Annotated in this window: 21 protein-coding genes; 15 read left to right on the top strand and 6 right to left on the bottom strand. The window is 62.1% G+C overall.

The window, feature by feature from the left end; translation table 11 throughout:
- Together cyoE and CDO35_RS11785 are read left to right on the top strand one after the other, a co-directional pair.
- Positions 1–900: a heme o synthase gene (cyoE, locus tag CDO35_RS11790; protein ID WP_099524930.1), complete on the top strand. Its 900-nt coding sequence runs from the start codon at positions 1–3 to the stop codon at positions 898–900.
- 152 nt (positions 901–1,052) lie between these two features.
- Positions 1,053–1,685 carry an SCO family protein gene (locus CDO35_RS11785; RefSeq protein ID WP_099524929.1) on the top strand — a complete coding sequence of 211 codons (633 nt, stop codon included), beginning with the start codon at positions 1,053–1,055 and terminating at the stop codon, positions 1,683–1,685.
- Between the two features lie 150 nt (positions 1,686–1,835).
- Here the strand turns inward: CDO35_RS11785 and CDO35_RS11780 are convergent, their stop codons facing one another.
- Both CDO35_RS11780 and CDO35_RS11775 read right to left on the bottom strand, forming a co-directional pair.
- Complete coding sequence (locus CDO35_RS11780) at positions 1,836–2,786, bottom strand: homoserine kinase (RefSeq protein WP_055986022.1); 951 nt, start codon at positions 2,784–2,786, stop codon at positions 1,836–1,838.
- A gap of 17 nt (positions 2,787–2,803) precedes the next feature.
- Positions 2,804–3,088 carry a DUF2782 domain-containing protein gene (locus CDO35_RS11775; protein ID WP_037002230.1) on the bottom strand — a complete coding sequence of 95 codons (285 nt, stop codon included), beginning with the start codon at positions 3,086–3,088 and terminating at the stop codon, positions 2,804–2,806.
- Between the two features lie 75 nt (positions 3,089–3,163).
- Between CDO35_RS11775 and polA the strand changes: the two genes are divergently transcribed.
- Positions 3,164–5,959 (top strand): DNA polymerase I, encoded by a 2,796-nt coding sequence (gene polA / locus CDO35_RS11770; RefSeq protein WP_099524928.1) that lies wholly within the window; start codon positions 3,164–3,166, stop codon positions 5,957–5,959.
- 434 nt (positions 5,960–6,393) lie between these two features.
- Here the strand turns inward: polA and yihA are convergent, their stop codons facing one another.
- Positions 6,394–7,041 carry a ribosome biogenesis GTP-binding protein YihA/YsxC gene (gene yihA, locus CDO35_RS11765; protein ID WP_055986012.1) on the bottom strand — a complete coding sequence of 216 codons (648 nt, stop codon included), beginning with the start codon at positions 7,039–7,041 and terminating at the stop codon, positions 6,394–6,396.
- Between the two features lie 243 nt (positions 7,042–7,284).
- Between yihA and CDO35_RS11760 the strand changes: the two genes are divergently transcribed.
- The 5 genes from CDO35_RS11760 (at position 7,285) to CDO35_RS11740 (ending at position 11,986) form a co-directional block, all read left to right on the top strand.
- On the top strand, positions 7,285–7,575 hold the full coding sequence (locus CDO35_RS11760; protein ID WP_017676419.1) for a c-type cytochrome: 291 nt from the start codon (positions 7,285–7,287) through the stop codon (positions 7,573–7,575).
- A gap of 50 nt (positions 7,576–7,625) precedes the next feature.
- Positions 7,626–8,231, top strand: coding sequence for a c-type cytochrome (locus CDO35_RS11755; protein WP_017676420.1), 606 nt, complete (start codon positions 7,626–7,628; stop codon positions 8,229–8,231).
- A 347-nt stretch (positions 8,232–8,578) separates the two neighbouring features.
- The gene (locus tag CDO35_RS11750; RefSeq protein WP_099524927.1) at positions 8,579–9,205 is read left to right on the top strand and encodes a thiol:disulfide interchange protein DsbA/DsbL; all 627 of its coding nucleotides are present in this window, start codon (positions 8,579–8,581) and stop codon (positions 9,203–9,205) included.
- Between the two features lie 19 nt (positions 9,206–9,224).
- Positions 9,225–10,097 carry an endonuclease/exonuclease/phosphatase family protein gene (locus CDO35_RS11745; protein WP_017676422.1) on the top strand — a complete coding sequence of 291 codons (873 nt, stop codon included), beginning with the start codon at positions 9,225–9,227 and terminating at the stop codon, positions 10,095–10,097.
- A gap of 5 nt (positions 10,098–10,102) precedes the next feature.
- Entirely contained in the window at positions 10,103–11,986 is a 1,884-nt protein-coding gene (locus CDO35_RS11740) for a GGDEF domain-containing protein (protein WP_099524926.1), read from the top strand.
- A 58-nt stretch (positions 11,987–12,044) separates the two neighbouring features.
- Here CDO35_RS11740 and CDO35_RS11735 read toward each other — a convergent pair whose 3' ends face one another.
- Positions 12,045–13,583, bottom strand: coding sequence for a nucleobase:cation symporter-2 family protein (locus tag CDO35_RS11735; RefSeq protein WP_099524925.1), 1,539 nt, complete (start codon positions 13,581–13,583; stop codon positions 12,045–12,047).
- Between the two features lie 231 nt (positions 13,584–13,814).
- Here CDO35_RS11735 and CDO35_RS11730 point away from each other — a divergent pair, with 231 nt between their 5' ends.
- Both CDO35_RS11730 and CDO35_RS11725 read left to right on the top strand, forming a co-directional pair.
- On the top strand, positions 13,815–14,405 hold the full coding sequence (locus tag CDO35_RS11730; protein ID WP_037001645.1) for a MarC family protein: 591 nt from the start codon (positions 13,815–13,817) through the stop codon (positions 14,403–14,405).
- Entirely contained in the window at positions 14,402–15,184 is a 783-nt protein-coding gene (locus CDO35_RS11725; RefSeq protein WP_099524924.1) for an N-acetylmuramoyl-L-alanine amidase, read from the top strand. Before CDO35_RS11730 ends, CDO35_RS11725 begins: the two co-directional genes overlap by 4 nt.
- Here the strand turns inward: CDO35_RS11725 and CDO35_RS11720 are convergent, their stop codons facing one another.
- On the bottom strand, positions 15,185–15,850 hold the full coding sequence (locus tag CDO35_RS11720) for a DUF3313 domain-containing protein (protein ID WP_099524923.1): 666 nt from the start codon (positions 15,848–15,850) through the stop codon (positions 15,185–15,187).
- 50 nt (positions 15,851–15,900) lie between these two features.
- Entirely contained in the window at positions 15,901–16,293 is a 393-nt protein-coding gene (locus tag CDO35_RS11715) for a response regulator (protein WP_099524922.1), read from the bottom strand.
- Between the two features lie 131 nt (positions 16,294–16,424).
- Here CDO35_RS11715 and CDO35_RS11710 point away from each other — a divergent pair, with 131 nt between their 5' ends.
- The 5 genes from CDO35_RS11710 (at position 16,425) to CDO35_RS11690 (ending at position 23,011) form a co-directional block, all read left to right on the top strand.
- On the top strand, positions 16,425–19,925 hold the full coding sequence (locus tag CDO35_RS11710; protein ID WP_099524921.1) for a response regulator: 3,501 nt from the start codon (positions 16,425–16,427) through the stop codon (positions 19,923–19,925).
- Complete coding sequence (locus tag CDO35_RS11705) at positions 19,925–20,734, top strand: CheR family methyltransferase (protein WP_099524920.1); 810 nt, start codon at positions 19,925–19,927, stop codon at positions 20,732–20,734. The genes CDO35_RS11710 and CDO35_RS11705 overlap by 1 nt, the downstream gene beginning before the upstream one ends.
- A complete protein-coding gene (locus CDO35_RS11700) occupies positions 20,731–21,342 on the top strand; it encodes a chemotaxis protein CheB (RefSeq protein ID WP_099524919.1) in 612 nt (203 codons plus the stop codon). Before CDO35_RS11705 ends, CDO35_RS11700 begins: the two co-directional genes overlap by 4 nt.
- Positions 21,336–22,523 (top strand): hybrid sensor histidine kinase/response regulator, encoded by a 1,188-nt coding sequence (locus tag CDO35_RS11695; RefSeq protein WP_099524918.1) that lies wholly within the window; start codon positions 21,336–21,338, stop codon positions 22,521–22,523. The genes CDO35_RS11700 and CDO35_RS11695 overlap by 7 nt, the downstream gene beginning before the upstream one ends.
- Positions 22,524–22,699: 176 nt before the next feature.
- Entirely contained in the window at positions 22,700–23,011 is a 312-nt protein-coding gene (locus CDO35_RS11690; RefSeq protein ID WP_099524917.1) for a hypothetical protein, read from the top strand.
- Positions 23,012–23,029: the final 18 nt, after the last annotated feature.

Below are 23,029 nucleotides of genomic sequence, written 5' to 3'. Positions count from 1 at the left end.
ATGGCGACAATGCTGCGCACTCACTCCGAACGCGCCACCTGGCGCGACTATCTGGAGCTGACCAAGCCGCGGGTGGTGATGCTGATGCTGATCACCTCACTGGTCGGCATGTTTCTCGCCACCCGTGCCGGTGTGCCCTGGACCGTGCTGCTGTTCGGCAACCTCGGCATTGGCCTGTGTGCCGGCGCAGCGGCTGCGGTCAACCATGTGGTGGATCGGCGCATCGACTCGATCATGGCGCGCACACACAAACGTCCGGTCACCGCCGGGCGTGTCTCGCCGGTGGCGGCGCTGACCTTCGCCCTGTTGCTGGCCATCGCCGGCATGAGCCTGCTGATGGTCTTCACCAATGAGTTGGCTGCCTGGCTGACCCTGGCCTCGTTGCTCGGTTATGCGGTGATCTACACCGGTTTTCTCAAGCGCGCCACGCCGCAGAACATCGTGATCGGCGGCCTGGCGGGTGCTGCACCACCGTTGCTGGGTTGGGTCGCCGTTACCGGCCACCTCAGTGCCGAGCCGCTGCTGCTGGTGCTGATCATCTTCGCCTGGACGCCGCCGCACTTCTGGGCCCTGGCTATCCACCGCAAGGCCGAATACGCCAAGGCCGACATTCCCATGCTGCCGGTGACCCACGGTGAGCACTACACCAAAGTGCATATCCTGCTCTACACCCTGGTGATGTTCGCGGTGACCCTGCTGCCCTACGCCATTCACATGAGCGGGCCGTTGTACCTGGTTTGCGCCGTGGTACTGGGCGGCCGCTTCCTGCACTGGGCCTGGGTGCTGTACCGTGACAGCAAACCGCACGCCGCGATCAACACCTTCAAGTACAGTATCTGGTACCTGTTCCTGCTGTTTATCGCGCTGCTGGCGGATCACTATCTGCTGCTGAATATCTAGCAGGCCGTTTAAAAACGTTGGCGAGGCAGCCAGCGCAAGGCAAAAACAGGCGAGGACGCGGAGTTTACGAGTTGTAAATGAGCATTCCGAGCCTGTTTTTAACGCCGCGATGGCAACGCAGGTAGTTTTTCAACGGCTTGCTGAGGGATTTCATGACGCGTACCCATACCACCGTTTTCGTTCTTGTCGCCATCGTGGCCCTGGTGCTGGGGCTTACCGTCAACAAGGTGCTCAGCAGCAAAAGCCAGGGCGACCCGGCGGCGCTGCTCGACGCAGGTATCGTCCTGCTGCCGCAGAACCGGAGCCTGCCGTCGCTGAGCCTGGTCGATCAGGAGGGCAAGGAAGTCGCGGTTGATCAGCTCAAGGGTGACTGGAAGCTGCTGTTCTTCGGCTATACCTTCTGCCCGGACATCTGCCCGGCCACCCTCGCTCAGCTGCGCCAATTACAGACCCAGCTGCCCGAAGAAACTCGCGCACGGCTGAGCGTGGTGATGGTCAGCGTCGACCCCCATCGTGATACGCCGGAGCAGTTGAGCAAGTACTTGGGCTTCTTCAATGCGGGCTTCAAAGGCCTGACCGGCGAAGAGGAAACCCTGCAGAAATTCGCCAACTCGGTGAGCATTCCCTACATCCCGGCTGACACCAGCAAGGAAAACTACACCGTCGATCACAGCGGCAATCTGGTGATCATCGGCCCGGATGGCACCCAGCGCGGCTTCATCCGTGCGCCGATCAACAATGCCAAGCTGGCCGAGCAATTGCCGGGACTGGTTTCGGGTAGCTGATCGGCTCGGGTGTGCCTACGCACCACCACCATCAAGGCTGTATGGCACAGCATTCCCCTACGGCCCCTGTTTGGGCTCGTAGGGTGCGCCGCGCGCACCGGCGTGCGCTCAAAGTCATTGGTGCGCACGGCGCACCCTACGGGGCGTGCCCTAAAGCGCGAACGGCAGCGGCAGGTTGACCTGCTGACGTTGTGCCAGGCGCCGTTGGAATTCGGCAGGATCATGAATCAGCACTTCCTGCCCGGCGAACGACTCGGCGGCGATCAGACGTGACAGCCAGAAACGCACGCAGGCCACGCGCAGCATGGCTGGCCACAGCTCTGCTTCGGCAGCGCTGAACGGGCGTAGAGCCGCATAGGCGCCGAGTAGCGCACGGGCGCGAGCGCCATCGAGGCTGCCGTCTTCGTTCGAGCACCAGTCGTTCAGGGTGATGGCCAGGTCGTAGAGCATCGGCCCCGAGCAGGCGTTGTAGAAGTCGATCACCCCTGCCAGGTGGTTGCCGTCGAACAGCACGTTGTCGCGGAACAGGTCGGCATGCAGGTTCGCCCGCGGCAAAGCGAGGATGCGCGGCTTCAGTTCGGCGATCTCGGCCAGTGCATCACGTAGTAGCGGCAACGCCTGTTCATCAAGCTTCAGCGCCTGGCTCGGACCTTCGGCGAGCATCCAGTCCAGCCCGCGGTCGCTGCGGCGTTCCACCGGCTGTTCGCGAGTGGCCAGGTGAATGCGCGCCAGCAGGCTACCCACTTCCTGGCAGTGATGGGCGTTGGCCTCGCGCACATGCTTGCCTGACAGCCGGGGCTGCAATAGCGCCGGTTTCTCCGCCAGGGTGCGCAATGCCTCGTCGTCCTGCGTGCGTAGGGCGTAGGGCACCGGCAGGCCGGCGTCGTGCAGCACGTCGAGCAATTCGATGAAGAACGGCAGGTCGGCCACCGGGCCGCGTTCGACCAGGGTCAGGACATATTCGCCCTGCTCCAGGCTGACGAAGAAGTTGCTGTTTTCGCTGCCCGCAGCAATGCCCTGGAAGTCACGCAACCGGCCAAGCCCATAGGGAGCCAGGAAGACTTCGAGCTCATGACGCTCCAGGGGGGTGAATACCGACATATCAGACCTTAATTGCCTTACCAGCTAAAGATTTCCCAGGACGGGATCAGCATGTCCGGGTCATCCGAACGTACGAAGTTGCCGTCGCTGCCATCGGCGCGAACGAGAAAGTAGGGTTTACCGTTCTTCGGGATGACCTTGATGGCGTAGAGGAAGCCATTGACCCGGTATTCCTGAATGGTGCGGTCGCCGTCCTGGCGGATGGTCACGTCCGGGTCGCCGGATACCGGATCTTCGGCGTGAGCAGCAAGGGGGACACAGGCCAACAGGCCGACCAGCAACAGGCGATTCAATGTACCCATGGTAATCTTGCTCCTTCGTTGTTCACCGATGCAGCCATTCTACCGCTGCACCCGCCGAAAAGGTTGATCCCGCGCATGAGCCAAGCTCCCCTCGTTCTGGTCGACGGTTCCTCTTATCTGTACCGCGCCTTCCACGCCCTGCCGCCGCTGACCACTTCCAAGGGCATGCCCACCGGAGCGGTGAAGGGCGTGCTGAACATGCTCAAGAGCCTGCGCAAGCAGTACCCGAACAGCCCCTTTGCCGTGGTCTTCGACGCCAAGGGCGGCACCTTCCGCGACGAGCTGTTCGCCGAGTACAAGGCCAATCGGCCATCCATGCCGGACGAATTGCGCGTCCAGGTCGAGCCGCTGCACGCCAGCGTGCGTGCCCTGGGGTTGCCGCTGCTGTGCGTCGAGGGGGTTGAAGCCGATGACGTGATCGGCACCCTGGCGCGCCAGGCGGCCGGGGAAAAGCGCGACGTGGTCATCTCCACTGGTGACAAGGACATGGCGCAGCTGGTCTGCCCGCACGTTACGCTGGTCAACACCATGACGGGAAGCGTCTACGATGCCGATGGCGTAAAGGAGAAATTCGGTGTCGGCCCTGAGCTGATCATCGACTACCTGGCGCTGATGGGCGACAAGGTCGACAACATTCCGGGTGTGCCTGGTGTCGGTGAGAAAACCGCTTTGGGCTTGCTGGTTGGTATCGGCGGCGGCCTCGACGTGCTCTACGCCAACCTCGACAAGGTGCCCGAGCTGCCGATCCGAGGCGCCAAGGGCCTGCCAGCCAAGCTCGAAGAGCACCGCGAGATGGCTTACCTGTCCTATCAGCTGGCGACCATCAAGACCGACGTGCCGCTGAATATCGAGATCGAGTCGCTGCATCCCGGCGAGCCGGACCAGGCTGCCCTGGTCGAGTTGTACGGCCAGTTGGAATTCAAGAACTGGCTGGACGACCTGCTGCGCCAGAACAAGGCGCTGGCCGCCAAGGCTGCCGCACCGGCAGGCGATCTGTTTGCCGAGCCCGCTGGCGAAGCCGCCGAGCAAGCGCCTGAGCCAGAACCAGCCAGTGCAGGTGACTACGAACTGGTGCTGGAGCAGGCGCAATTTGACGCCTGGCTGAAGAAGCTGGAGCAGGCTGAGCTGATCGCCTTCGACAGCGAGACCACCAGCGTCGATGCGCAACAGGCGCAGCTGGTCGGCCTGTCCTTCGCGGTCAAGGCCGGCGAAGCGGCCTATATCCCGCTGGCGCACAGCTACATGGGCGTGCCGCAGCAGCTCGATCGAGATGCGGTGCTCAAGGCGCTCCAGCCGATCCTCGAAGACCCGGCAAAGGCCAAGGTCGGCCAGCATGCCAAGTACGACATCAACGTTCTGGCCAACGCCAGTACACCGATCGCAGTGCAGGGCGTGGCCTTCGACACCATGCTCGAATCCTACGTGCTGGACTCCACCGCCACTCGTCACGACATGGACAGCCTGGCGCTGAAGTACCTGAACCACAGCACCATCCGCTTCGAAGACATTGCCGGCAAAGGCGCCAAGCAGCTGACCTTCGACCAGATTGCCCTGGAGCAGGCCGGCCCGTACGCCGCCGAGGATGCTGACGTGACCCTGCGCCTGCACCAGGAACTGTGGGGCCGCCTGGAGGCGGTGCCGTCTCTAGCCAGGGTGCTACGCGACATCGAAATCCCGCTGGTGCCGGTGCTGGCGCGTATCGAGCGCAACGGCGCACTGGTCGATGCCAAGCTGCTCGGCGAGCAGAGTGTCGAGCTGGGCGAGAAACTGGTGGAACTGGAGCGCAAGGCGTTCGAGATCGCCGGCGAGGAATTCAACCTGGCCTCGCCCAAGCAACTCGGCGTGATCCTCTACGAAAAACTCGGCTACCCGGTGATCAGCAAGACTGCCAAGGGCCAACCCTCCACCGCCGAAGCGGTGCTGGCCGAGCTGGCCGAGCAGGACTTCGAACTGCCCAAGGTGCTGATGCAGTACCGCAGCCTGAGCAAGCTCAAGAGCACCTACACCGACAAGCTGCCGGAGCAGATCAACCCGCGCACCGGGCGCATCCACACCAGCTACCACCAGGCGGTGGCCGCCACTGGCCGCCTGTCCTCCAGCGACCCAAACCTGCAGAACATCCCGATCCGCACTGCCGAAGGCCGGCGCATCCGCCAGGCCTTCGTCGCGCCCAAGGGCTATAAGCTGATGGCGGCGGACTACTCGCAGATCGAGCTGCGCATCATGGCTCACCTGGCCAAGGACGAAGGCCTGCTGGACGCATTCCGCCATGACCTGGACGTGCACAAGGCCACCGCGGCGGAAGTGTTCGGCGCGGCCCTGGACGAGGTGACCAGCGATCAGCGGCGCAAGGCCAAGGCGATCAACTTCGGCCTGATCTACGGCATGAGTGCCTTCGGTCTGGCCAAACAGATCGACGTCGAACGCAAGGAGGCGCAGGCCTACATCGACCGTTACTTCGCCCGTTACCCCGGCGTGCTGACCTACATGGAAAGTACCCGCGCCCAGGCCGCCGAGCAGGGCTATGTGGAGACGGTTTACGGCCGTCGCCTGTATCTGCCGGAGATCCACGCGCAGAACCAGGCCATGCGTAAGGGCGCCGAGCGCGCGGCGATCAATGCGCCGATGCAGGGCACCGCTGCGGACATCATCAAGCGCGCCATGATCGCCGTGGACGGCTGGTTGCAGGACAGCGGCATCGATGCACGCATCATCATGCAGGTGCACGACGAACTGGTGCTGGAGGTGCGTGAGGAGCTGATCGACGAGGTCAGCGCCAAACTCAAGAGCCTGATGAGTGGCGCCGCCGACCTGGATGTACCGCTACTGGTGGAAGTCGGCGTCGGCGCCAATTGGGACGAGGCGCATTGAGTCTCGTCGCCGCGGCGTAGAGCCGCGGCCGCTCTAGCTTTTGGGTTTCAGGGAATCAAAAGGCGCTTTCTTATTGCAAATGGTTTTTAAGACGGCGATGAACTTTCTGCAAACCCACCCGGTCAGAGTTCATGAATGGCCGTTAAGCCCTTCAATGCTCCTTTGTTGTGTTAAGTGTTGGCAGACATCTGAACCCCGCCCTAGCGGTTCAGACCTTGAACCCCGAACTTCTCCCTCCCCATACGAAGCTCGGGGTTTTTTTTGCCTATAGAAAAGTGCCGCTAGCTGCATTCTGACGACCCTCTACCGCTTGTGGGAGAGGGCTTCTCAAGTCAAACCGGGCGGCTGCAGCTCAGTAGGGTGTCGCGGGGCCACCTTGGCCGGGCGCACCGAATACTCCCTACGATCTCGGTGCGCACAGCGCACCCTACGACTTATTCCTCGGCGCCTTCTTCATCCTCTTCCGGCAACAGATCCAGCCAACCGGCCAGCACCATCTGCGCCTCTTCCACGCCCATGCGCTTAGGCGCCGAGAACAGCTGGATACTGATGCCATCGCCCCACTGCTTGTGAATTTCCTGGCGCACCTTGAGCAAGGTGGTCTTCGCTGCGCCGAAAGCCAGTTTGTCGGCCTTGGTCAGCAGGATATGCAGCGGCATGCCGCTGGCTACCGACCAGTCCAGCATCATGCAGTCGAACTCGGTCAGCGGATGGCGGATATCCATCATCAAAACCAGGCCGCTCAAACTCTCGCGGCTGCCCAGATACGCTTCCAGATGTTTCTGCCAGTGCTGTTTGAGCGGGATGGGTACCTTGGCATAACCGTAGCCGGGCAGGTCGACCAGGCGGCGCTCGTCGTCCAGGCGGAAGAAGTTGAGCAACTGCGTGCGTCCCGGTGTTTTCGAGGTGCGCGCCAGGCTGGCGTGGGTAAGGGTGTTGAGCGCGCTCGACTTGCCAGCGTTGGAGCGGCCGGCGAAGGCCACCTCCAGGCCGCTGTCCTCCGGACACTGATCGACCTTGGCGGCGCTGATGAGGAAGCTGGCCTGCTGGCACAGACCGATGATGGGATTTTTCGGGAGCATGGGGGTATCCGGTGGATGCCTCGATTCCTGTTCAGTGGTTCGAGGGCTTGCGACATTTCCGCGCACCTGCTGCGCCCCAGAGGGGGCGGCAGGGGGCGTCGTTTCCGTTTCAGTGTTGCCAGTATATAATGCCGCAGATTTTGTGTGCGCTTTGTCCCACCCGCAGGAACCCAATTGCCGGGAGCGATTAAATCTCTGCTCAATAGAAAGCAGGACGTTCCCAACCCTGATGAGGTTGATCTGATGAAGAAAATGCTGCTTGCTGCTGCCGTTATGATGTTGTCGTTCAACGGCTATGCTGCTCAGGATCCGCAAGCTGTGTATGACCGTTCCTGTGGTGTATGCCACAACGGCCAGATTCCCACGGCGCCCAAGAAGGGTGACAAGGCCGCATGGGAGCCGCGTCTGGCCAAGGGCATGGATACACTGGTGCAGAGCGTTACCAATGGTTTGAATGCCATGCCGCCGCGCGGCTTGTGCATGGACTGCTCGGCCGAGGATTACCAGGCGGTCATCAAGCTGATGACCGAGTGAGTAAGCCCGCTCGATAACCCTTTCTCTCTTAGCCGTAATTGGATTAGCTGATGAACAAAGTACTCGTGAGTCTGCTGTTGACCCTGGGCCTCACTGGCGTGGCACAGGCTGCTGGCGATGCCGAAGCCGGTCAGGGCAAAGTCGCTGTCTGTGGTGCCTGTCATGGCGCCGATGGCAACAGCCCTGCACCAAACTTCCCCAAGCTGGCCGGTCAGGGCGAGCGTTACTTGCTCAAGCAGCTGCACGACATCAAGTCCGGTGCCCGTCCGGTGGTCGAAATGACCGGCATGCTGGACAACCTCAGCGAACAGGATATGGCTGACATCGCCGCTTACTTCTCCAGTCAGAAGATGAGCGTTGGTGCCGCCGATCCCAAGTTGGTCGAGCGTGGTGAAGCACTGTTCCGTGGCGGCAAGCTGGAAGAGGGCATGCCGTCCTGCATCGGTTGCCATTCGCCCAACGGCGCTGGCCTGGCCGCTGCCGGCTTCCCACACCTGGGCGGCCAGCACGCTCAGTACGTGGCCAAGCAGCTGACTGACTTCCGCGAAGGCAACCGCACCAACGACGGCGACGCGATGATCATGCGCGCCATCGCTGCCAAGCTGAGCAACAAGGATATTGAAGCCGTATCCAGCTTCATTCAGGGCCTGCACTGATAATTTGCTGCGCGTCGGCCCTGCGGTGTCAGAAACAGAATCGGAAGCCGCTTGCGGCTAACGCTCTTTAGGGCGGCCCCGGAGGGGCGAGCGGAGCGAGTCATGCGAGTGTACAAAAGTACAGTCGCCCGCGACTCCGACCGTTCCTCTCCTGTTTCTTCCTTGCAGGGCTCTAGCTCGCGAAATTCTCTGAAGACCAAGAGCTTTTTGCTTTTGGCAAGACAAAGGGTGGCTACGGCCACCCTTTTTCATTTGCGCCGCGGCTACAATGGCCGGAACCTGCCTCGTGTCGTCCGGTCTTACTAGCGATTCGCCACGAGGCGATGCCTACTACCAAGGAGTACCCCATGCGTAACCTGATTCTCGGCGCCGCTCTGGCCATCAGCAGTCTGTTCGGTATCACTGCTCATGCCGAGCCGGTGGCTGGCCAGCAGTACGTCGAGCTGAAGAGCCCGGTGCCGGTGTCCAAGCCTGGCAAGGTCGAAGTGGTGGAGCTGTTCTGGTACGGCTGCCCGCACTGCTATCAGTTCGAAGCGACTCTCAACCCCTGGGTCGAGAAGCTGCCGGAAGACGTCAACTTCGTCCGCGTACCGGCGCTGTTCGGTGGCATCTGGAACGTGCATGGTCAGGCGTTCATCACCCTGGAAAGCATGAAGGTCGAGCACAAGGTGCATGACGCCGTGTTCAACGCCATCCACCAGGAGAAGAAGAAGCTGGCTTCGGCCGAAGAGTTTGCCGATTTCGTCGCCACCCAGGGCGTTGATCGTGATGCCTTCCTCAAGACCTTCAACTCCTTCGCCGTCAAAGGCCAGATGGAAAAGGCCAAGAAACTGGCCATGGCCTACCAGATCACTGGCGTACCGGTGATGGTTGTCGGTGGCAAGTATCGCTTCGACCTGGGCTCGGCCGGTGGCCCACAGCAGACCCTGCAGGTCGCTGACCACCTGATCGCCAAGGAGCGCGAGGCGCTTTAAGCGGCCGCAGGCGCGAAGCATGCTGCGCCGCTGGCGAAAGACACGTGCGGTTGGTCTGTGCGATCCACAGATCAACCCGCACTGCTCGCCCGAGAGCGACTGGCCAGCCGACGGCCTGTTGCGTCTGCTCAGTTTCAACGTCCAGGTCGGCATCAATACCCAGCGTTATCATCACTACCTGACCCGCAGCTGGCAGCATCTGTTGCCCCATGCAGGGCGTGCCGGCAACCTGCAGCGCATCGGTGATCTGCTCGCCGACTTCGATCTGGTGGCTTTGCAGGAGGTCGATGGTGGCAGCCTGCGTTCGGGCTACATCAATCAGGTCGAGTACCTGGCCCAGCAGGGGGCCTTTCCCTTCTGGTACCAACAGCTCAATCGCAATCTCGGGCGCTTCGCCCAGCACAGCAACGGTGTGCTCAGCCGTTTGCGTCCCTCTCTGCTGGAAGACCATCCGCTCCCCGGCCCGCCTGGGCGTGGTGCGATCTTCCTGCGTTTGGGCGAGGGTGAGCATGCACTGGGCGTGGTGATGATGCATCTGGCGCTGGGAGCTCGCACCCGGACGCGGCAACTGGCCTACATTCGTGAGCGTGTCAGCGAGTTTCGCCACCTGGTGCTGATGGGCGACATGAACACCCACGCTGTCGACCTGCTGGAGAGCTCCCCGTTGCGCGACCTCGGCCTGATCGCGCCGCAGGTCGAAGCGACCTTCCCCAGCTGGCGACCGCAGCGCTGCCTCGATCATATTCTGATCAGTTCCGAGCTCGAGCTGGGGCGCGTCGATGTACTCAGTCAGCCGATTTCCGATCACCTTCCCGTGGCTGTGGAAATCCGCCTGCCGGAAGCACAGAATGCTGCGCAAATGCCTATGCTGAAGACGCCATCTCCCGAGTAAGCCGTATGAGCGATGACGCGCAACGCTGGAAAGAAAAGTACCTGAGCAGCCTGGAACAGCAGGAGAAGCTCGACCGCCGTTGGGAGTTGCGCCTGGATCTGCTGCGCCGGGGGCTGGTGCGCAGCAGCCTGGCCGCCGAGGGCGCGGACAAGGCGGTCGATCAATGCATGCAGGAAATGCGCGAAATTCTTCGCCGCGACGATATGGACGCTGCATTGGGCGGCCTTATCCCGCGTCTGGAAAAGGCTGTGCTGGATTCCGAGCAGCGCCGTCAGCAGCGTGCCGCAGAGGCTGCGACTGCGTTGGCTGGCTTGATCGAGCAACTACAGCGTCTGCAACCGCCCCGCGAGGTGCGCAAGGCACTCAAATCACTGGGCAAGCAGTTGCAGGATGCCACCGCACACCAGTACCTGCTGCCGGCGCTGCTCAGCCAGCTGAGTAATCTGCAGGGCCAGGCGCTGACCGTTCTACAGGCTCCGGCGCAGGAACAACCAGGCCTGCTTCAGCGCCTGTTCGGCTCGCGCAGCGAGACCAGCGAAAGCAATGAGGATGCGCCGGACCGTGTCGCTGAGGCCGCTAGCGTTATCGAGGAGCCCGCACCAGAGTCGGCGCCAACGCCAACGCCAACGCCAACGCCAACGCCAACGCCAGCATCCGCGCCTGCCACCGTCGCGCTAGCGAACGAGTCGCCTCCCCGTGTTGCCAGAGTGATTAGCGCGCCGGCCCAGCATCAGCTCCACGAGGCTTCGCCCGTGCTCGATAGCTTGCCTCTGCCGCCGGGGCTGGTGCGGCAGGAGGGTGCCGACGACAGCCCGTTTTCATTGCCCAGCAGCGAACCTGGATACAGCGCGGTGGCGCCGCATATCGCCAGCAGTCTGCGTGGCCTGCTCGACGAGCTCGAGCTGCCGGCGCGCCATCTGCCGCAAGGTGACGCGCTGCGCCTGCGACTGGAGGGCAATCTCAACTGGTACGAGCTGGTGCCGGTGCTGGATGACCTGGCTGTGCTGGTGCTGGCCGTGACCGATAGCGGCCAGCGTGAGTTCGCGGGCTATCTCAAGCAACTCAATGAGCGCCTGGCGGCCTTCATCGAAACCCTCAGCCAGGCACACGAGGGGTACAGCGCGTCGGCAGAAAGCGCGCGCAACTTCAATCAGCAGTTGCGTGATCAGGTCAGCGACCTGCAGCAAAGCGTGCAGGATGCGGGTGATCTGGAGTCGCTCAAGCAGGCCCTGGAGCAGCGCCTGGAGGGGTTGCTGCAGAGCGTCAGCAATCATCAGCGTCAGCGTGACAGCAGTGAGGACGACGTGGCCGAGCGGCTACAGGGCCTGGTCAAGCGTGTCGCCGAGATGGAGCAGGAGGCGCAGCAGTTTCGCGAGCACATCGAAGAACAGCGACAGAAGTCCCTGTTGGATCCCCTGACTGGCTTGGCCAACCGTGCCGCCTGGAGTGAGCGTCTGGATCTGGAAGTCGCTCGTCGCCAACGCTACGGCGGCCAGTTGTTGTTGGCGGTGCTGGATATCGATCACTTCAAGCGGATCAACGATGGCTATGGTCACCTGGCCGGTGATCGGGTGTTGAAGATCATTGCCGGTGAGCTCAACAAGCGTTTGCGCAAGACCGACTTCATCGCCCGTTTTGGTGGCGAGGAGTTCGTTTTGCTGATTCCTGCAACGCCGCTGGAGGGCGGTGTACAGCTTCTCGAGACCCTGCGCGCGGCAATCGAGGCCTGCCCGTTCCACTTCAAGGGGGAGCCGGTGACCATCACCTTCTCCGCGGGTATCGCCGAGTTTCGCAATGGCGAGGCCACCGAGGTCACCTTCGAGCGTGCCGATCAGGCGCTTTACCGTGCCAAAGGCACGGGGCGTAACCGGGTCGAACAGGCAGTCTGATCTGTTCGGTCGGAGCCGCGGTAGAGGCCGCGGCTCGCAAAGCGCCGGTCAACCTTTCCTATGACGTCGCTTCTGCCGACTGCTTGCTGGCCGTTGGGGCGTTGCGAGTTCGCGGGGCGTGGTCGTTGTCGTCCTGCAGGGGCACTTCGTTGCCCTGCGCGTCATACAGCTTGCCGTCGACGAAGTGGTCGCCTTCATGCAGCGCGGCAATATCGCGGTAGCGCAGGCTGCGCTCGGTACCGGCGACGAACACCGACTGCTGATCCGAGTTGCCCGTGGTGAAGTGGTTGAAAAGCAGGTTGAGCAGGATTGCCATGATCGCCGACGAGCTGATGCCCGAATGGAAGATGGTTTCGAACCAGGCCGGGAAGTGGTGGTAGAAGCTCGGCATGGCGATGGGGATCATGCCGAAGCCAATCGAGGTGGCGACGATGATCAGGTTCATGTTGTTGCGGTAGTCGACCTTGGCCAGGGTGCGGATGCCGCTGGCGGCCACGGTACCGAACAGCACGACGCCAGCACCGCCAAGCACGGCAGTCGGTACGGCAGCGATCAGGCGGCCCATTACCGGTAGCAGGCCGAGAGTGACCAGAATCAGGCCGGCGCTGGCGACCACGTAGCGACTCTTCACCCCGGTCACGGCCACCAGGCCGACGTTCTGGGCAAAAGCGCTTTGCGTGAAGGAGCCGAACAACGGAGCGAACATGCTGGAGATCATGTCGGCGCGCAAGCCGTTACCCAGGCGCTTGGAGTCCACCTTGGTGCCGATGATCTCGCCAACGGCGAGGATATCCGCCGAGGTTTCCACCAGGGTCACGATCACCACGATGACCATCGACAGGATGGCGGCCACCTTGAACACCGGCATGCCGAAGTGCAGGGGTTCGGGCATGGCCAGCATCGGTCCGTTCAGGACCTGGGAGAAGTCCGCCATGCCAAAGGCCACGGCAACCAGGGTGCCGATGACCATCGCCAGCAGGATCGACAGGCGCGAGATGCTGGCGCTGCCGACCTTGCTCAGCAGCAGCACGGTGGCCAGGGTGAAGGCAGCCAGGCCGATGTTGGCCATGCTGCCGAAGTCCGCGGCGCTGCTGTTGCCGCCCATGGCCCAGCGCGCGGCCACTGGCATCAGCGTCAGGCCGATGGTGGTGATGACGATACCGGTCACCAGTGGCGGGAAGAACTTGGTGATGCGTGAGAACACGGGCGTGATCAGCAGCCCTATCAAGGACGCGGCGATCACCGCGCCGAGCACCACCGGGATGCCCCCGGCGCCATCGCTGCCGATGATCGCGATCATGGTCGCCACCCCGGCGAACGAGACGCCCTGCACCAGTGGTAACTGACAGCCGAAGAAAGGCAGGCCGAGGGTTTGCAGCAAGGTAGCCAGGCCGCCGGCGAACAGTGAGGCGGCGATCAGCAGGCCGATATCGGCGGGTGACAGTCCGGCAGCCTGGCCAACGATCAGGGGAACCGCAACGATCCCGCCGTACATGGTCAGGACATGCTGCAAGCCGTAAGCAAAGTTTGCGCTGATACCGAGATTCTCGTCCTCAGGACGCTGGGTCACGGGCGCGCTGTTGGGGGTGGAAGTCATGGGGAAAGCTACTCGCTGTTGTTCTTGTCTGGTCAATGTAGACATTTTGTTGTGATCTTGGCTACCACTTTGTATACATTTTTACCGGCGGTAGTTGTCGAGAACTTGAGCGAGTGTTTGGGTCACAAAATTTCCTGGCTCGACGAAAACGCTCGAATATGACTGCTGCGCCGACTCGCGAGGCGACCCCGCAAGGCCCTAGACTATGCGCACTAGCCACCGGAGACGCCCATGGACATCTTCAGCATCGCCGTGCTGATCTTTTTGGTCACCGACCCTTTCGGCAATATCGCCATCTACATCGCCGCGCTGAAGAACGTCGAGCCGCGCAGGCGGTTGTGGATTGCCGCGCGCGAGCTGCTGTTCGCCCTCGGCCTGTTGCTGCTGTTCCTCACCTTTGGTGACAAATTCCTCACCAGCCTCGGGCTGTCACGGGAGGCAACCGCGATTGCCGGCGGTATCATCCTGTTCGTCATCGCCATGCGCCTGATCTTTCCCAGCCCGCAGGGCCTGCTCGGCGACGTGCCGGACGGTGAGCCGATGCTGGTGCCGCTGGCCACGCCGGCGGTGGCCGGGCCCTCGGCACTCGCGGTGCTGATGACCCTGCGCAACACTCACACCGGACCGCTCTGGGAGCTCTATCTCGCGTTGATCCTGGCCTGGGCGGCGACGGCATTCATCCTGTTGCAGGCGTCGTTCCTGCAGCGGTTCCTCGGTAATCGCGGGTTGATGGCGGTGGAACGATTGATGGGCATGCTACTGATCATGCTCAGCGTCGACATGCTGCTGGATAACCTGCAAAGCGTATTCGGTCACGCATGAAGTCTCTCTGCCTTACCCTCGTTCTCGTTTTGCTGGCCGGTTGCGCCGGTGGTCTGCGTATCGACGACAGCCATACCGCGACCGGCCAGAACAGCCGCGTGCAATACATCGTGCTGCATTACACCTCCGCTGACCTGCAACGCTCGCTCGACCTGCTGACGCAGACCGAGGTGAGCAGCCATTACCTGATCGGTGATGCACCGCCGACGGTCTACCGCCTGGTGGATGAAAATCGGCGTGCCTGGCATGTCGGCGTCAGTGAGTGGAAGGGGCGCACCTGGCTCAACAGCACCACCATTGGTATCGAACTGGTCAACCAGGGCTACTACCGGACGCCGGCCGGTCGTTACTGGCAACCTTTCGCGCCGCAGCAGATCGATACCCTGATCGTGTTGCTCAAGGACATCGTCAAGCGTCACCAGTTACCGTTGGGCTCGATCATTGCGCACAGTGATGTGGCGCCGCAGCGCAAGGTCGATCCGGGCCCGTTGTTCCCCTGGAAGCGTCTGGCCGACGAGGGCCTGGTGCCCTGGCCGAACGAAGGAGCTGTGGCGCGCCAGCAGGCGTTGTTCAGCACCAGCCTGCCCAGCGTGCAGTGGTTTCAGGAGCAATTGGCGCAGAACGGTTACACGGTGCCGCAGCACGGTGAGCTGGACGAGGCGACGCGCAACGTCATCGCCGCTTTCCAGATGAAGTATCGCCCGGCCAACTATGACGGCCAGCCGGACGCCGAAACCGCCGCGCGCCTGCTGGTGCTCAACCTGCAGGCGGCCGGCTGATCACCGTGGGCCTGGCTGGAAGTCACGCGCGTCGCGCGCCCAGACATCCAGCACGGGTTTGAGGTCGTCAAGGGTCAGCTGGGTGCTGCTGTTCTCCAGCGTCAGGCCATGGCCCTTGCGTACCACGCGTAGCATGGGGGCGCTGGTGCGACCATCGAGCGCCTCCATCTCGATGAAGATCGCACTGTCGCGGTCGCGGGTGCCGGCAGCTGTGGTCGCGGCAGCGAGTACGAGCGCCACGGGAATCACCTCATAGGCCTTGAGCCCCTCGGTCGACACCGTCACGCCAGTGATCGCACTGCGCAGTACCAAGCTGTCCCTGGTCGGTTCGCTGACGACCGTCATGCGGCCCTGCAGCTCACGGATCAGCGCCTGATGCAGGTAGTCGCGGACGTTTTCCAGTGTCTGCGCACTGACCTGATCGCTCGGTGCAGGCTGCGGGTAGAAGCTTGGCTTCTCTACGTAAACCGTCCTGTAGCGCGCGTTGTTGAATTGCGGCGAGATCCAGCGCAGCACTGGCGCGCCAGTGGCCGAGGTAGCGGGCTGAAGCTGGGAATAATCAACGAGGTAGCCCGAGAACTGCGCGGGTGTGGTGGTCTGACTGGCGCAGCCGCCCAGTAGCAAACCCGTGAGCAGAACCAGGCAAAGCAAGGGGAGGTAACGCATCGGCAGGCGCTCCTGTTCAGTGGCCTGCCATCAGCCTAGATGCCGCTTCGTCAGCCTGCCAGTTCGCTCAGGCGCTGCTCCAATAGCTGTAAATCGTAGGGTTTGACGATGCTGTCGGTGGCCGCCGCGCTGTCGCGGGCGCGCACTTCTTCGAGCAATTCGCGTTCGTTGTAGCCGCTGGCGAACAATACTGGCAGAGTCGGCCGCAGCTGACGCGCTGCGGCTACCAGCTCACGGCCGTCCATCCCGGGTAGGCCGATGTCGCTCATCAGCAGGTCGAAATGCTGCGCGCTGTGCAGCAGCTCCAGCGCGCTGGGTCCGTCGCGCAGGGCGTGGACGCAATAACCGAACTCCCCCAGCACTTCCGCGGTGAGTTGGCGCACGACGTCGTCGTCCTCAACCAACAGGATGGTTTTGGTGGCAGCACAATCGGTTTCGGTCATCTGAGTCTCTGTTTTCGCGCGCAGAATGCGCAAATGTTTGGCAAACTTCGGGGAATGCGCGCGGTCAGTGTGCCATACGCCTTCCCCGGATAGATAAGAAGAAGCGAGACAACCATCGAATGGACGTCCCAATGTCGAACGAGTCCGCAATGGACGAGCAGGGTTTTCGCCGAATTCTCAATCGCAACGTCGGGTTGCCGCTGGGCCTTGGGCTGGTTGGCGCTTTGTGCTTTGCGGTATTGATCGGCTACCTGCTCAGTGTGATCCGCTGGGTCGAACACACCGACCAGGTACTCAACCGAGCCAGTGAAATCTACAAGCTGACGCTCGACATGGAGACCGGCATGCGCGGCTACCTGCTCAGTGGGGAGGAGGATTACCTGGCGCCCTACGAGCAGGCACGCGGCAAGTTCCGTCCACAGGCCGAGCAGCTCATTGACATGGTCGCGGACAACCCGCCGCAGGTGCAGCGTCTCGAACGTTTGCTGGCCATGCAGGATCAATGGGATCTGTATGCTCAGGAAGTCATCGCCAGTCGCCGTTCCGGCGGCAACTTCATGGCTGAAGTCGGGCGTGGCCGCGGCAAGAACCTCACTGATGGCATGCGACGTGAGCTCGACACCTTCATCAACAGCGAGCGCGAACTGCGTCAGCAGCGTAATGCCGATGTCAGCAACACCACGCTGTGGGGGGCGGGTATCTACCTGGTGGTTAGCATCCTGTTCAGCGCTCTGTTGGCGCTGTTCGGGCGTCGTGAGTTGATGAACCTGTCGCAGACCTATTCTCAGGCCATGGCCAAGCAGGCGGACTACGCCGACGAGCAGCGCCGTCGTGCCTGGCTGGGTGGTGGTCAGAATCTGCTGGCGGAGCGGCTTGTGGGCCAGCCGCGTGTGCAGGAGCTGGCGGATCGCTCCCTTGAGTTTCTAGCTGAGTACTTGGGTTGCGTGGTTGCAGCCCTTTATCTGCGCGATGCTCAAACCGGCGACCTGAAGCGGGTAGCCGGTTATGGTTTCAGCGAAGACGCTGGCCTCAAGGCGCATTTCTACAACGGAGAAGGCCTGGTTGGGCAGGCCGCCCGCGGGCGTCGAGTGGTGTGCCTGGATGACCTGCCGACCGATTACATAAAGGTAGCGTCGAGCCTTGGCGAGGGCCAGCCGGTCAGCGTCGCCCTGGTTCCGCTGCAATCGGAGGATCGCGTCAACGGCGTGATCGAACTGGCTTTCATGCGTGCGCTGGAACCACGCGAGCGCGAGTTTCTCGAAGCCATCGCCGGCAATGTGGGTAATACGTTGGAAGCGGCCCGTTATCGCCAGCGTCTGCAGGACATCCTGGGCGAAACCCAGCAACTCAACGAGGAGCTGCAGACCCAGCAGGAAGAACTGCGTGCCGCCAACGAGGAACTGGAGCAGCAGGCTCGTGTGCTCAAGGAGTCTCAGGCCCACCTGGAAACCCAACAGGCCGAACTCGAACAGACCAACGAGAAGCTCTCCGAGCAGGCGCAGACACTGGCCGACCAGCGCGACGAACTCGATCAGCGCAACACCACCCTTGGCCGGATTCAGGCGCAATTGGAAGAGCGCGCCGAAGAGCTGCAGCGCGCCAGCCGCTACAAGTCCGAATTCCTCGCCAACATGAGCCACGAGCTGCGCACGCCGCTCAATAGTTCGCTGATCCTGGCCAAGCTGCTGGCAGAGAACGGTAATGGCAACCTCAACGACGAGCAGGTGAAGTTCGCCGAGTCGATCTATTCGGCCGGTAACGACCTGCTCAATCTGATCAACGATATTCTCGACATTGCCAAGGTCGAGGCCGGCAAGCTCGAGGTGCGTCCTGAGCGTACGCCGCTGACGAGCATGCTCGAGGGCCTGAATGATGTGTTCGTACCGCTAGCAGGCGAGCGCGGCCTGAGTTTCGTGATCGAGCAGCAGGGCGAGCTGCCGCAGGTGCTGTTCACTGACCGCCAGCGCGCCGAGCAGATCCTGCGCAACCTGCTGTCCAACGCCTTCAAGTTCACCGACCGCGGTGGCGTGACCCTGAGCGTGTCGCGTCAGGACGATCATTATCTGGCGTTCGCCGTGCGTGATACCGGTATCGGTATCGCTACCGATCAGCAGCAGGCGATCTTCGAGGCCTTCCGCCAGGCCGACGGCACCACCAACCGTCGTTATGGCGGCACCGGCCTGGGGCTGTCCATCTCGCGCGACCTGGCCGGCTTGCTGGGCGGCTCCATCACCGTCAGCAGCGTGCCCGGCGAGGGCAGTACCTTCACCTTGCTGTTGCCCGAGCGCATGGTCGACGCTGGGGGCGCGAGCAAGCCGCCGAGCGAACCGGTGGTTGCCGTGGTGCCGACCGTTGCTGTCGCGCCTGCTGCTGCAGCTGTACCAGCACCGATGCCCAGACAGCCGGCACCATTTGCCGATGATCGTGAGCACCTGGATGAGCATGGTGGCCGTCGCGTGCTGGTAGTGGAGGACGAAGTGCGCTTCGCCCGTATCCTCTTTGATCTGGCTCACGAGCTGGGCTACGCCTGTCTGGTCGCCACCTGCGCCGATGAAGGCCTGGAGCTGGCGCAGCAGTATCGTCCGGACGCCATCCTGCTCGACATGCGCCTGCCCGATGGCTCCGGTCTTGGTGTGCTACAGAGCCTGAAGGACGACGCGCAGACCCGACACATCCCGGTTCATGTGGTCTCGGTGGAAGATCAGAGCGAGGCCGCGTTGCACCTGGGCGCGGTCGGTTATGCGCTCAAGCCCACCAGCCGCGAGCAGCTCAAGGAAGTTTTCGGCAAGCTCGAGGCCAAGCTCAATCAGCAGGTCAAACGCGTGCTGCTGGTCGAGGATGACCCACTGCAACGTGACAGCGTTTCCCGCTTGATCGGCGACGAAGACATCGAAATCACCGCCGTTGCCCTGGCCGGCGAAGCGCTGGAGAAACTGCGCGACACAGTGTTCGATTGCATGATCATCGACCTCAAACTACCCGACATGCTCGGTAATGAGCTGCTACGGCGCATGGCCGAGGAGGACATCTGCTCCTTCCCGCCGGTGATCGTCTACACCGGTCGCAACCTGACTCGCGACGAGGAAACCGAGCTGCTCAAGTACTCGCGCTCGATCATCATCAAGGGCGCACGCTCGCCGGAGCGCCTGCTGGATGAAGTCACCCTGTTCCTGCACAAGGTCGAGGCCGAGCTGTCCAGCGAGCACCAGCGCATGCTCAAGACCGCGCGCAGCCGCGACAAGTTGTTCGAGGGCCGGCGCCTGTTGCTGGTGGACGACGACGTGCGCAACATCTTCGCCCTCTCCAGCGCGCTGGAGCAGAAAGGCGCCATGGTAGAAGTTGCGCGTAACGGCTTCGAAGCACTGGCCAAGTTGAAGGAACACGAGGATATCGACCTGGTGCTGATGGACGTGATGATGCCGGAGATGGATGGCTACGAAGCCACCCGGCAGATTCGCCTCGAGCCGCGCTGGAAGAACCTGCCTATCATTGCGGTAACAGCCAAGGCGATGAAGGATGATCAGGAGCGTTGCCGCGAAGTCGGCGCCAACGATTACCTGGCCAAACCCATCGACCTGGATCGTCTGTTCTCCCTGATCCGCGTGTGGATGCCCAAGCTGGAGCGTCTTTGATGCCTGACGAAATCGAGCTGCGCCTGCTGATCGAGGCGATCTACCTGCGCTACAGCTACGACTTTCGCGATTACTCGAAAGCCTCGCTCAAGCGCCGTGTACGCCAGGCGCAGACTCAACTGGATTGCCCGACCATTTCGGCGTTGCAGGAGCGCATCCTGCACGAGCCGCAAGCATTCATGAAGTTGCTGCAGTACCTCACCATCCCGGTCAGCGAGATGTTCCGTGACCCCGAATACTTTCTCGCCCTGCGTGAGCAAGTGGTGCCGTTACTGCAGACCTATCCTTCGCTGAAAATCTGGGTGGCTGGCTGTAGCACCGGCGAGGAGGTGTATTCCCTGGCCATCCTGCTGCATGAGGAAGGCCTGCTGGAACGCACCATGATCTACGCCACCGACATCAACCCGCACTCGCTGGAGAAGGCCGAGCAGGGCATCTTCGCCCTCGACAACCTGCGTACCTACACCCAGAACTACCAGCTGTCCGGTGGCAAGCGGGCGTTCTCCGACTACTACTCGGCGGCCTATGACCGTGTGTTGTTCGACAAGTCGCTGCGGGCCAACGTGACCTTCGCCGATCACAGCCTGGCCACCGACAGCGTGTTTGCCGAAACTCATCTGGTGTCTTGTCGCAACGTGCTGATCTACTTCAACCGAGATCTGCAGGACCGTGCGCTGGGCCTGTTTCACGAGTCTCTCTGCCACCGAGGCTTTCTCGGCCTGGGCAGCAAGGAGAGCCTGGATTTCTCCGCCTATGCCCGACAGTTCGAAGCCGTGTCGCGGGCCGAGCGGATTTTCCGCAAGCGATGAGCAGCCAACGGATCGACCTACGTGGCTTGGCTCGTGTTCCGCTGCAGGCATTGCTGATCGGCGCTTCTGCCGGCGGTGTCGAGGCGCTGTTGAGCCTGCTCGAAGACCTGCCGCTGGACTACCGGCTGCCAGTGGTGTGCCTGCTGCATCAGCCGGATCGCAGCGACAGCCTGCTGGCCGACCTGCTGCAGCGACGCCTGAAGCTGCCTGCCAAGGAGGCCGAGGACAAGGAGTACCTGAGTGGTGGCGTGGTCTACGTCGCGCCCGCCGGTTACCACCTGTCCATCGAAACCGATCGCAGCTTCTCTCTCAGCCGTGAGGAGCCGCGGCATTTCTCCCGGCCATCGATCGATATTCTTTTCGAGTCCGCCGCCGATGCCTACGGCGAGCAGCTGGCCGCCGCGCTGCTCACCGGTGCCAACGAGGATGGTGCCGCTGGTTTGCTGGCGATCAAACAGGCCGGTGGCCTGACCCTGGTGCAGGATCCTGCCGATGCGCAGGTGCCCACCATGCCGAATGCCGCGTTGGCCCTGCTGAAACCGGATTTTCTCCTGCCTATCAATGCCATGCGCCTGCTGCTGGCCGAACTGGATACCCTGCCATGCTGAGGAAGATTGAAGCCAAGGTCTTGATCGTCGACGATCTGCCGGAAAACCTGCTGGCCCTGAGCTCGCTGATTCAGACCGAGGATCGCACCATCTTCCAGGCCAGCAGCGCCGACGAGGCGTTGTCGCTGTTGCTCGAGCACGAATTCGCGCTGGCCATTCTCGACGTCAAGATGCCGGGCATGAACGGCTTCGAGCTGGCCGAACTGATGCGTGGCACGGAGAAGACCAAACATATTCCGATCATCTTCGTCAGCGCAGTCGGTCGCGATATGGACTACGCCTTCCGTGGCTACGAAAGCGGCGCGGTGGACTTCCTGCACAAGCCGCTGTCACCCTTCGAAGTGCGCAGCAAGGTGGCGATGTTCGTCGAGCTGTACCGCCACCGCAAGGCGTTGAGCTTGCAGCTGGAGATGGTCGAGGCGGCGCGTCGTGAGCAGGAGGCACTTCTCGTCGAGCTGCGCGAGACACAGGGCGAGTTGCAGAAAGCGGTGCAGATGCGCGACACCTTCATGTCCATCGTCTCTCACGAGCTGCGCACGCCGCTCAACGGCCTGATTCTTGATGTGCAGCTGCGCAAGCTGCGTCTGGAGCAGGGCCGGGGCGATGCCTTCACCCCGGACAAACTGCAGGAGATGGTCGCTCGCGACGAGCGCCAGATTCGCAGCCTGAGTCGACTGATCGACGACATGCTGGATGTGTCGCGCATTCGCACCGGCAAGCTGTCGGTGCGTCCGGAGCCCGGCGACCTCGGCGTGCTGGCTGGCAACGTGGTGGAGAGCCTGGCCGCGCAGTTCACCAATACGGGCAGCCATATCGAGCTGCACGTCGATGGACCGGCGCCGGTGATGATGGACGAGTTCCGCATCGAGCAGGTGTTGGCCAATCTGCTGACCAACGCTCTGCGCTACGGTGCTGGTAAACCCGTTTCGGTGCGTGTGCGGGTGGTGGACGACATGGCTCGCGCCGAAGTGCGTGACCAGGGGCTGGGTATCTCCGAGGCCGATCAGCGGCGGGTATTCGAGCAGTTCGAGCGTGTCTCCGGCACCAGCGTCGCGCAGGGGCTCGGTCTTGGTTTGTTTATCAGTGAGCAGATCGTCCACGCCCATGAGGGTCGCATCGAGCTCTGCAGTCGCCTCGGCGAAGGCTCCTGTTTCAGCATCCTGCTGCCGTTACGTCGCTGATCGTGCAAATTGCATGTGTCGTAATTCATGCATCTTGCAAAGTGCATGGCAAGAGCCATCTAATTCAATTGTAAGTTATTGATTTATAAGGATATTTTTAAGTATTTGATGTTGGCATGAGCGCTGCAAAGTCAGTCATGTAAGCCCCCCGACTGACCTGCTGATGGAGAAGCGTCATGAACATCGTCCGAGTGAGCCTGTTTTGCGTCGCTGCATTGCTGGTCAACGGGGCTTACGCCAAAGATTTCAGTGGTTCGGCTGGAGCCATTGCAAAAACGGCCGAGTTCACCCTCTCCAACTCGCCGGTGTGGGAATCTCGTGTCGCTGCGCAGCAGGACGGCTCAGCCGAACTGCSGRCCCAGCCCACCCGCGCTGTCGGGGCCATCGGTGACGATGCGCAGTGGCTGCGTATTTCTGACGATGGCGAGACCGGTACCGCCAACCGTGAACCCCGTCCTGCTAACAGCACCCCTCGCTGGGTGTTCTGACCGACAAGGAGTCTCGCC

It is taken from the genome of Pseudomonas sediminis (assembly GCF_002741105.1).
Classification (GTDB): Bacteria; Pseudomonadota; Gammaproteobacteria; order Pseudomonadales; family Pseudomonadaceae; genus Aquipseudomonas; species Aquipseudomonas sediminis.
This window is presented reverse-complemented; position numbering and strand designations above follow the sequence as displayed.

Coding starts and splice junctions, on each gene's coding strand:
- cyoE (WP_099524930.1), top strand. CDS start 1: ATGGCGACAATGCTGCGCACTCACTCCGAACGCGCCACCTGGCGCGAC.
- CDO35_RS11785 (WP_099524929.1), top strand. CDS start 1,053: ATGACGCGTACCCATACCACCGTTTTCGTTCTTGTCGCCATCGTGGCC.
- CDO35_RS11780 (WP_055986022.1), bottom strand. CDS start 2,786: ATGTCGGTATTCACCCCCCTGGAGCGTCATGAGCTCGAAGTCTTCCTG.
- CDO35_RS11775 (WP_037002230.1), bottom strand. CDS start 3,088: ATGGGTACATTGAATCGCCTGTTGCTGGTCGGCCTGTTGGCCTGTGTC.
- polA (WP_099524928.1), top strand. CDS start 3,164: ATGAGCCAAGCTCCCCTCGTTCTGGTCGACGGTTCCTCTTATCTGTAC.
- yihA (WP_055986012.1), bottom strand. CDS start 7,041: ATGCTCCCGAAAAATCCCATCATCGGTCTGTGCCAGCAGGCCAGCTTC.
- CDO35_RS11760 (WP_017676419.1), top strand. CDS start 7,285: ATGAAGAAAATGCTGCTTGCTGCTGCCGTTATGATGTTGTCGTTCAAC.
- CDO35_RS11755 (WP_017676420.1), top strand. CDS start 7,626: ATGAACAAAGTACTCGTGAGTCTGCTGTTGACCCTGGGCCTCACTGGC.
- CDO35_RS11750 (WP_099524927.1), top strand. CDS start 8,579: ATGCGTAACCTGATTCTCGGCGCCGCTCTGGCCATCAGCAGTCTGTTC.
- CDO35_RS11745 (WP_017676422.1), top strand. CDS start 9,225: ATGCTGCGCCGCTGGCGAAAGACACGTGCGGTTGGTCTGTGCGATCCA.
- CDO35_RS11740 (WP_099524926.1), top strand. CDS start 10,103: ATGAGCGATGACGCGCAACGCTGGAAAGAAAAGTACCTGAGCAGCCTG.
- CDO35_RS11735 (WP_099524925.1), bottom strand. CDS start 13,583: ATGACTTCCACCCCCAACAGCGCGCCCGTGACCCAGCGTCCTGAGGAC.
- CDO35_RS11730 (WP_037001645.1), top strand. CDS start 13,815: ATGGACATCTTCAGCATCGCCGTGCTGATCTTTTTGGTCACCGACCCT.
- CDO35_RS11725 (WP_099524924.1), top strand. CDS start 14,402: ATGAAGTCTCTCTGCCTTACCCTCGTTCTCGTTTTGCTGGCCGGTTGC.
- CDO35_RS11720 (WP_099524923.1), bottom strand. CDS start 15,850: ATGCGTTACCTCCCCTTGCTTTGCCTGGTTCTGCTCACGGGTTTGCTA.
- CDO35_RS11715 (WP_099524922.1), bottom strand. CDS start 16,293: ATGACCGAAACCGATTGTGCTGCCACCAAAACCATCCTGTTGGTTGAG.
- CDO35_RS11710 (WP_099524921.1), top strand. CDS start 16,425: ATGTCGAACGAGTCCGCAATGGACGAGCAGGGTTTTCGCCGAATTCTC.
- CDO35_RS11705 (WP_099524920.1), top strand. CDS start 19,925: ATGCCTGACGAAATCGAGCTGCGCCTGCTGATCGAGGCGATCTACCTG.
- CDO35_RS11700 (WP_099524919.1), top strand. CDS start 20,731: ATGAGCAGCCAACGGATCGACCTACGTGGCTTGGCTCGTGTTCCGCTG.
- CDO35_RS11695 (WP_099524918.1), top strand. CDS start 21,336: ATGCTGAGGAAGATTGAAGCCAAGGTCTTGATCGTCGACGATCTGCCG.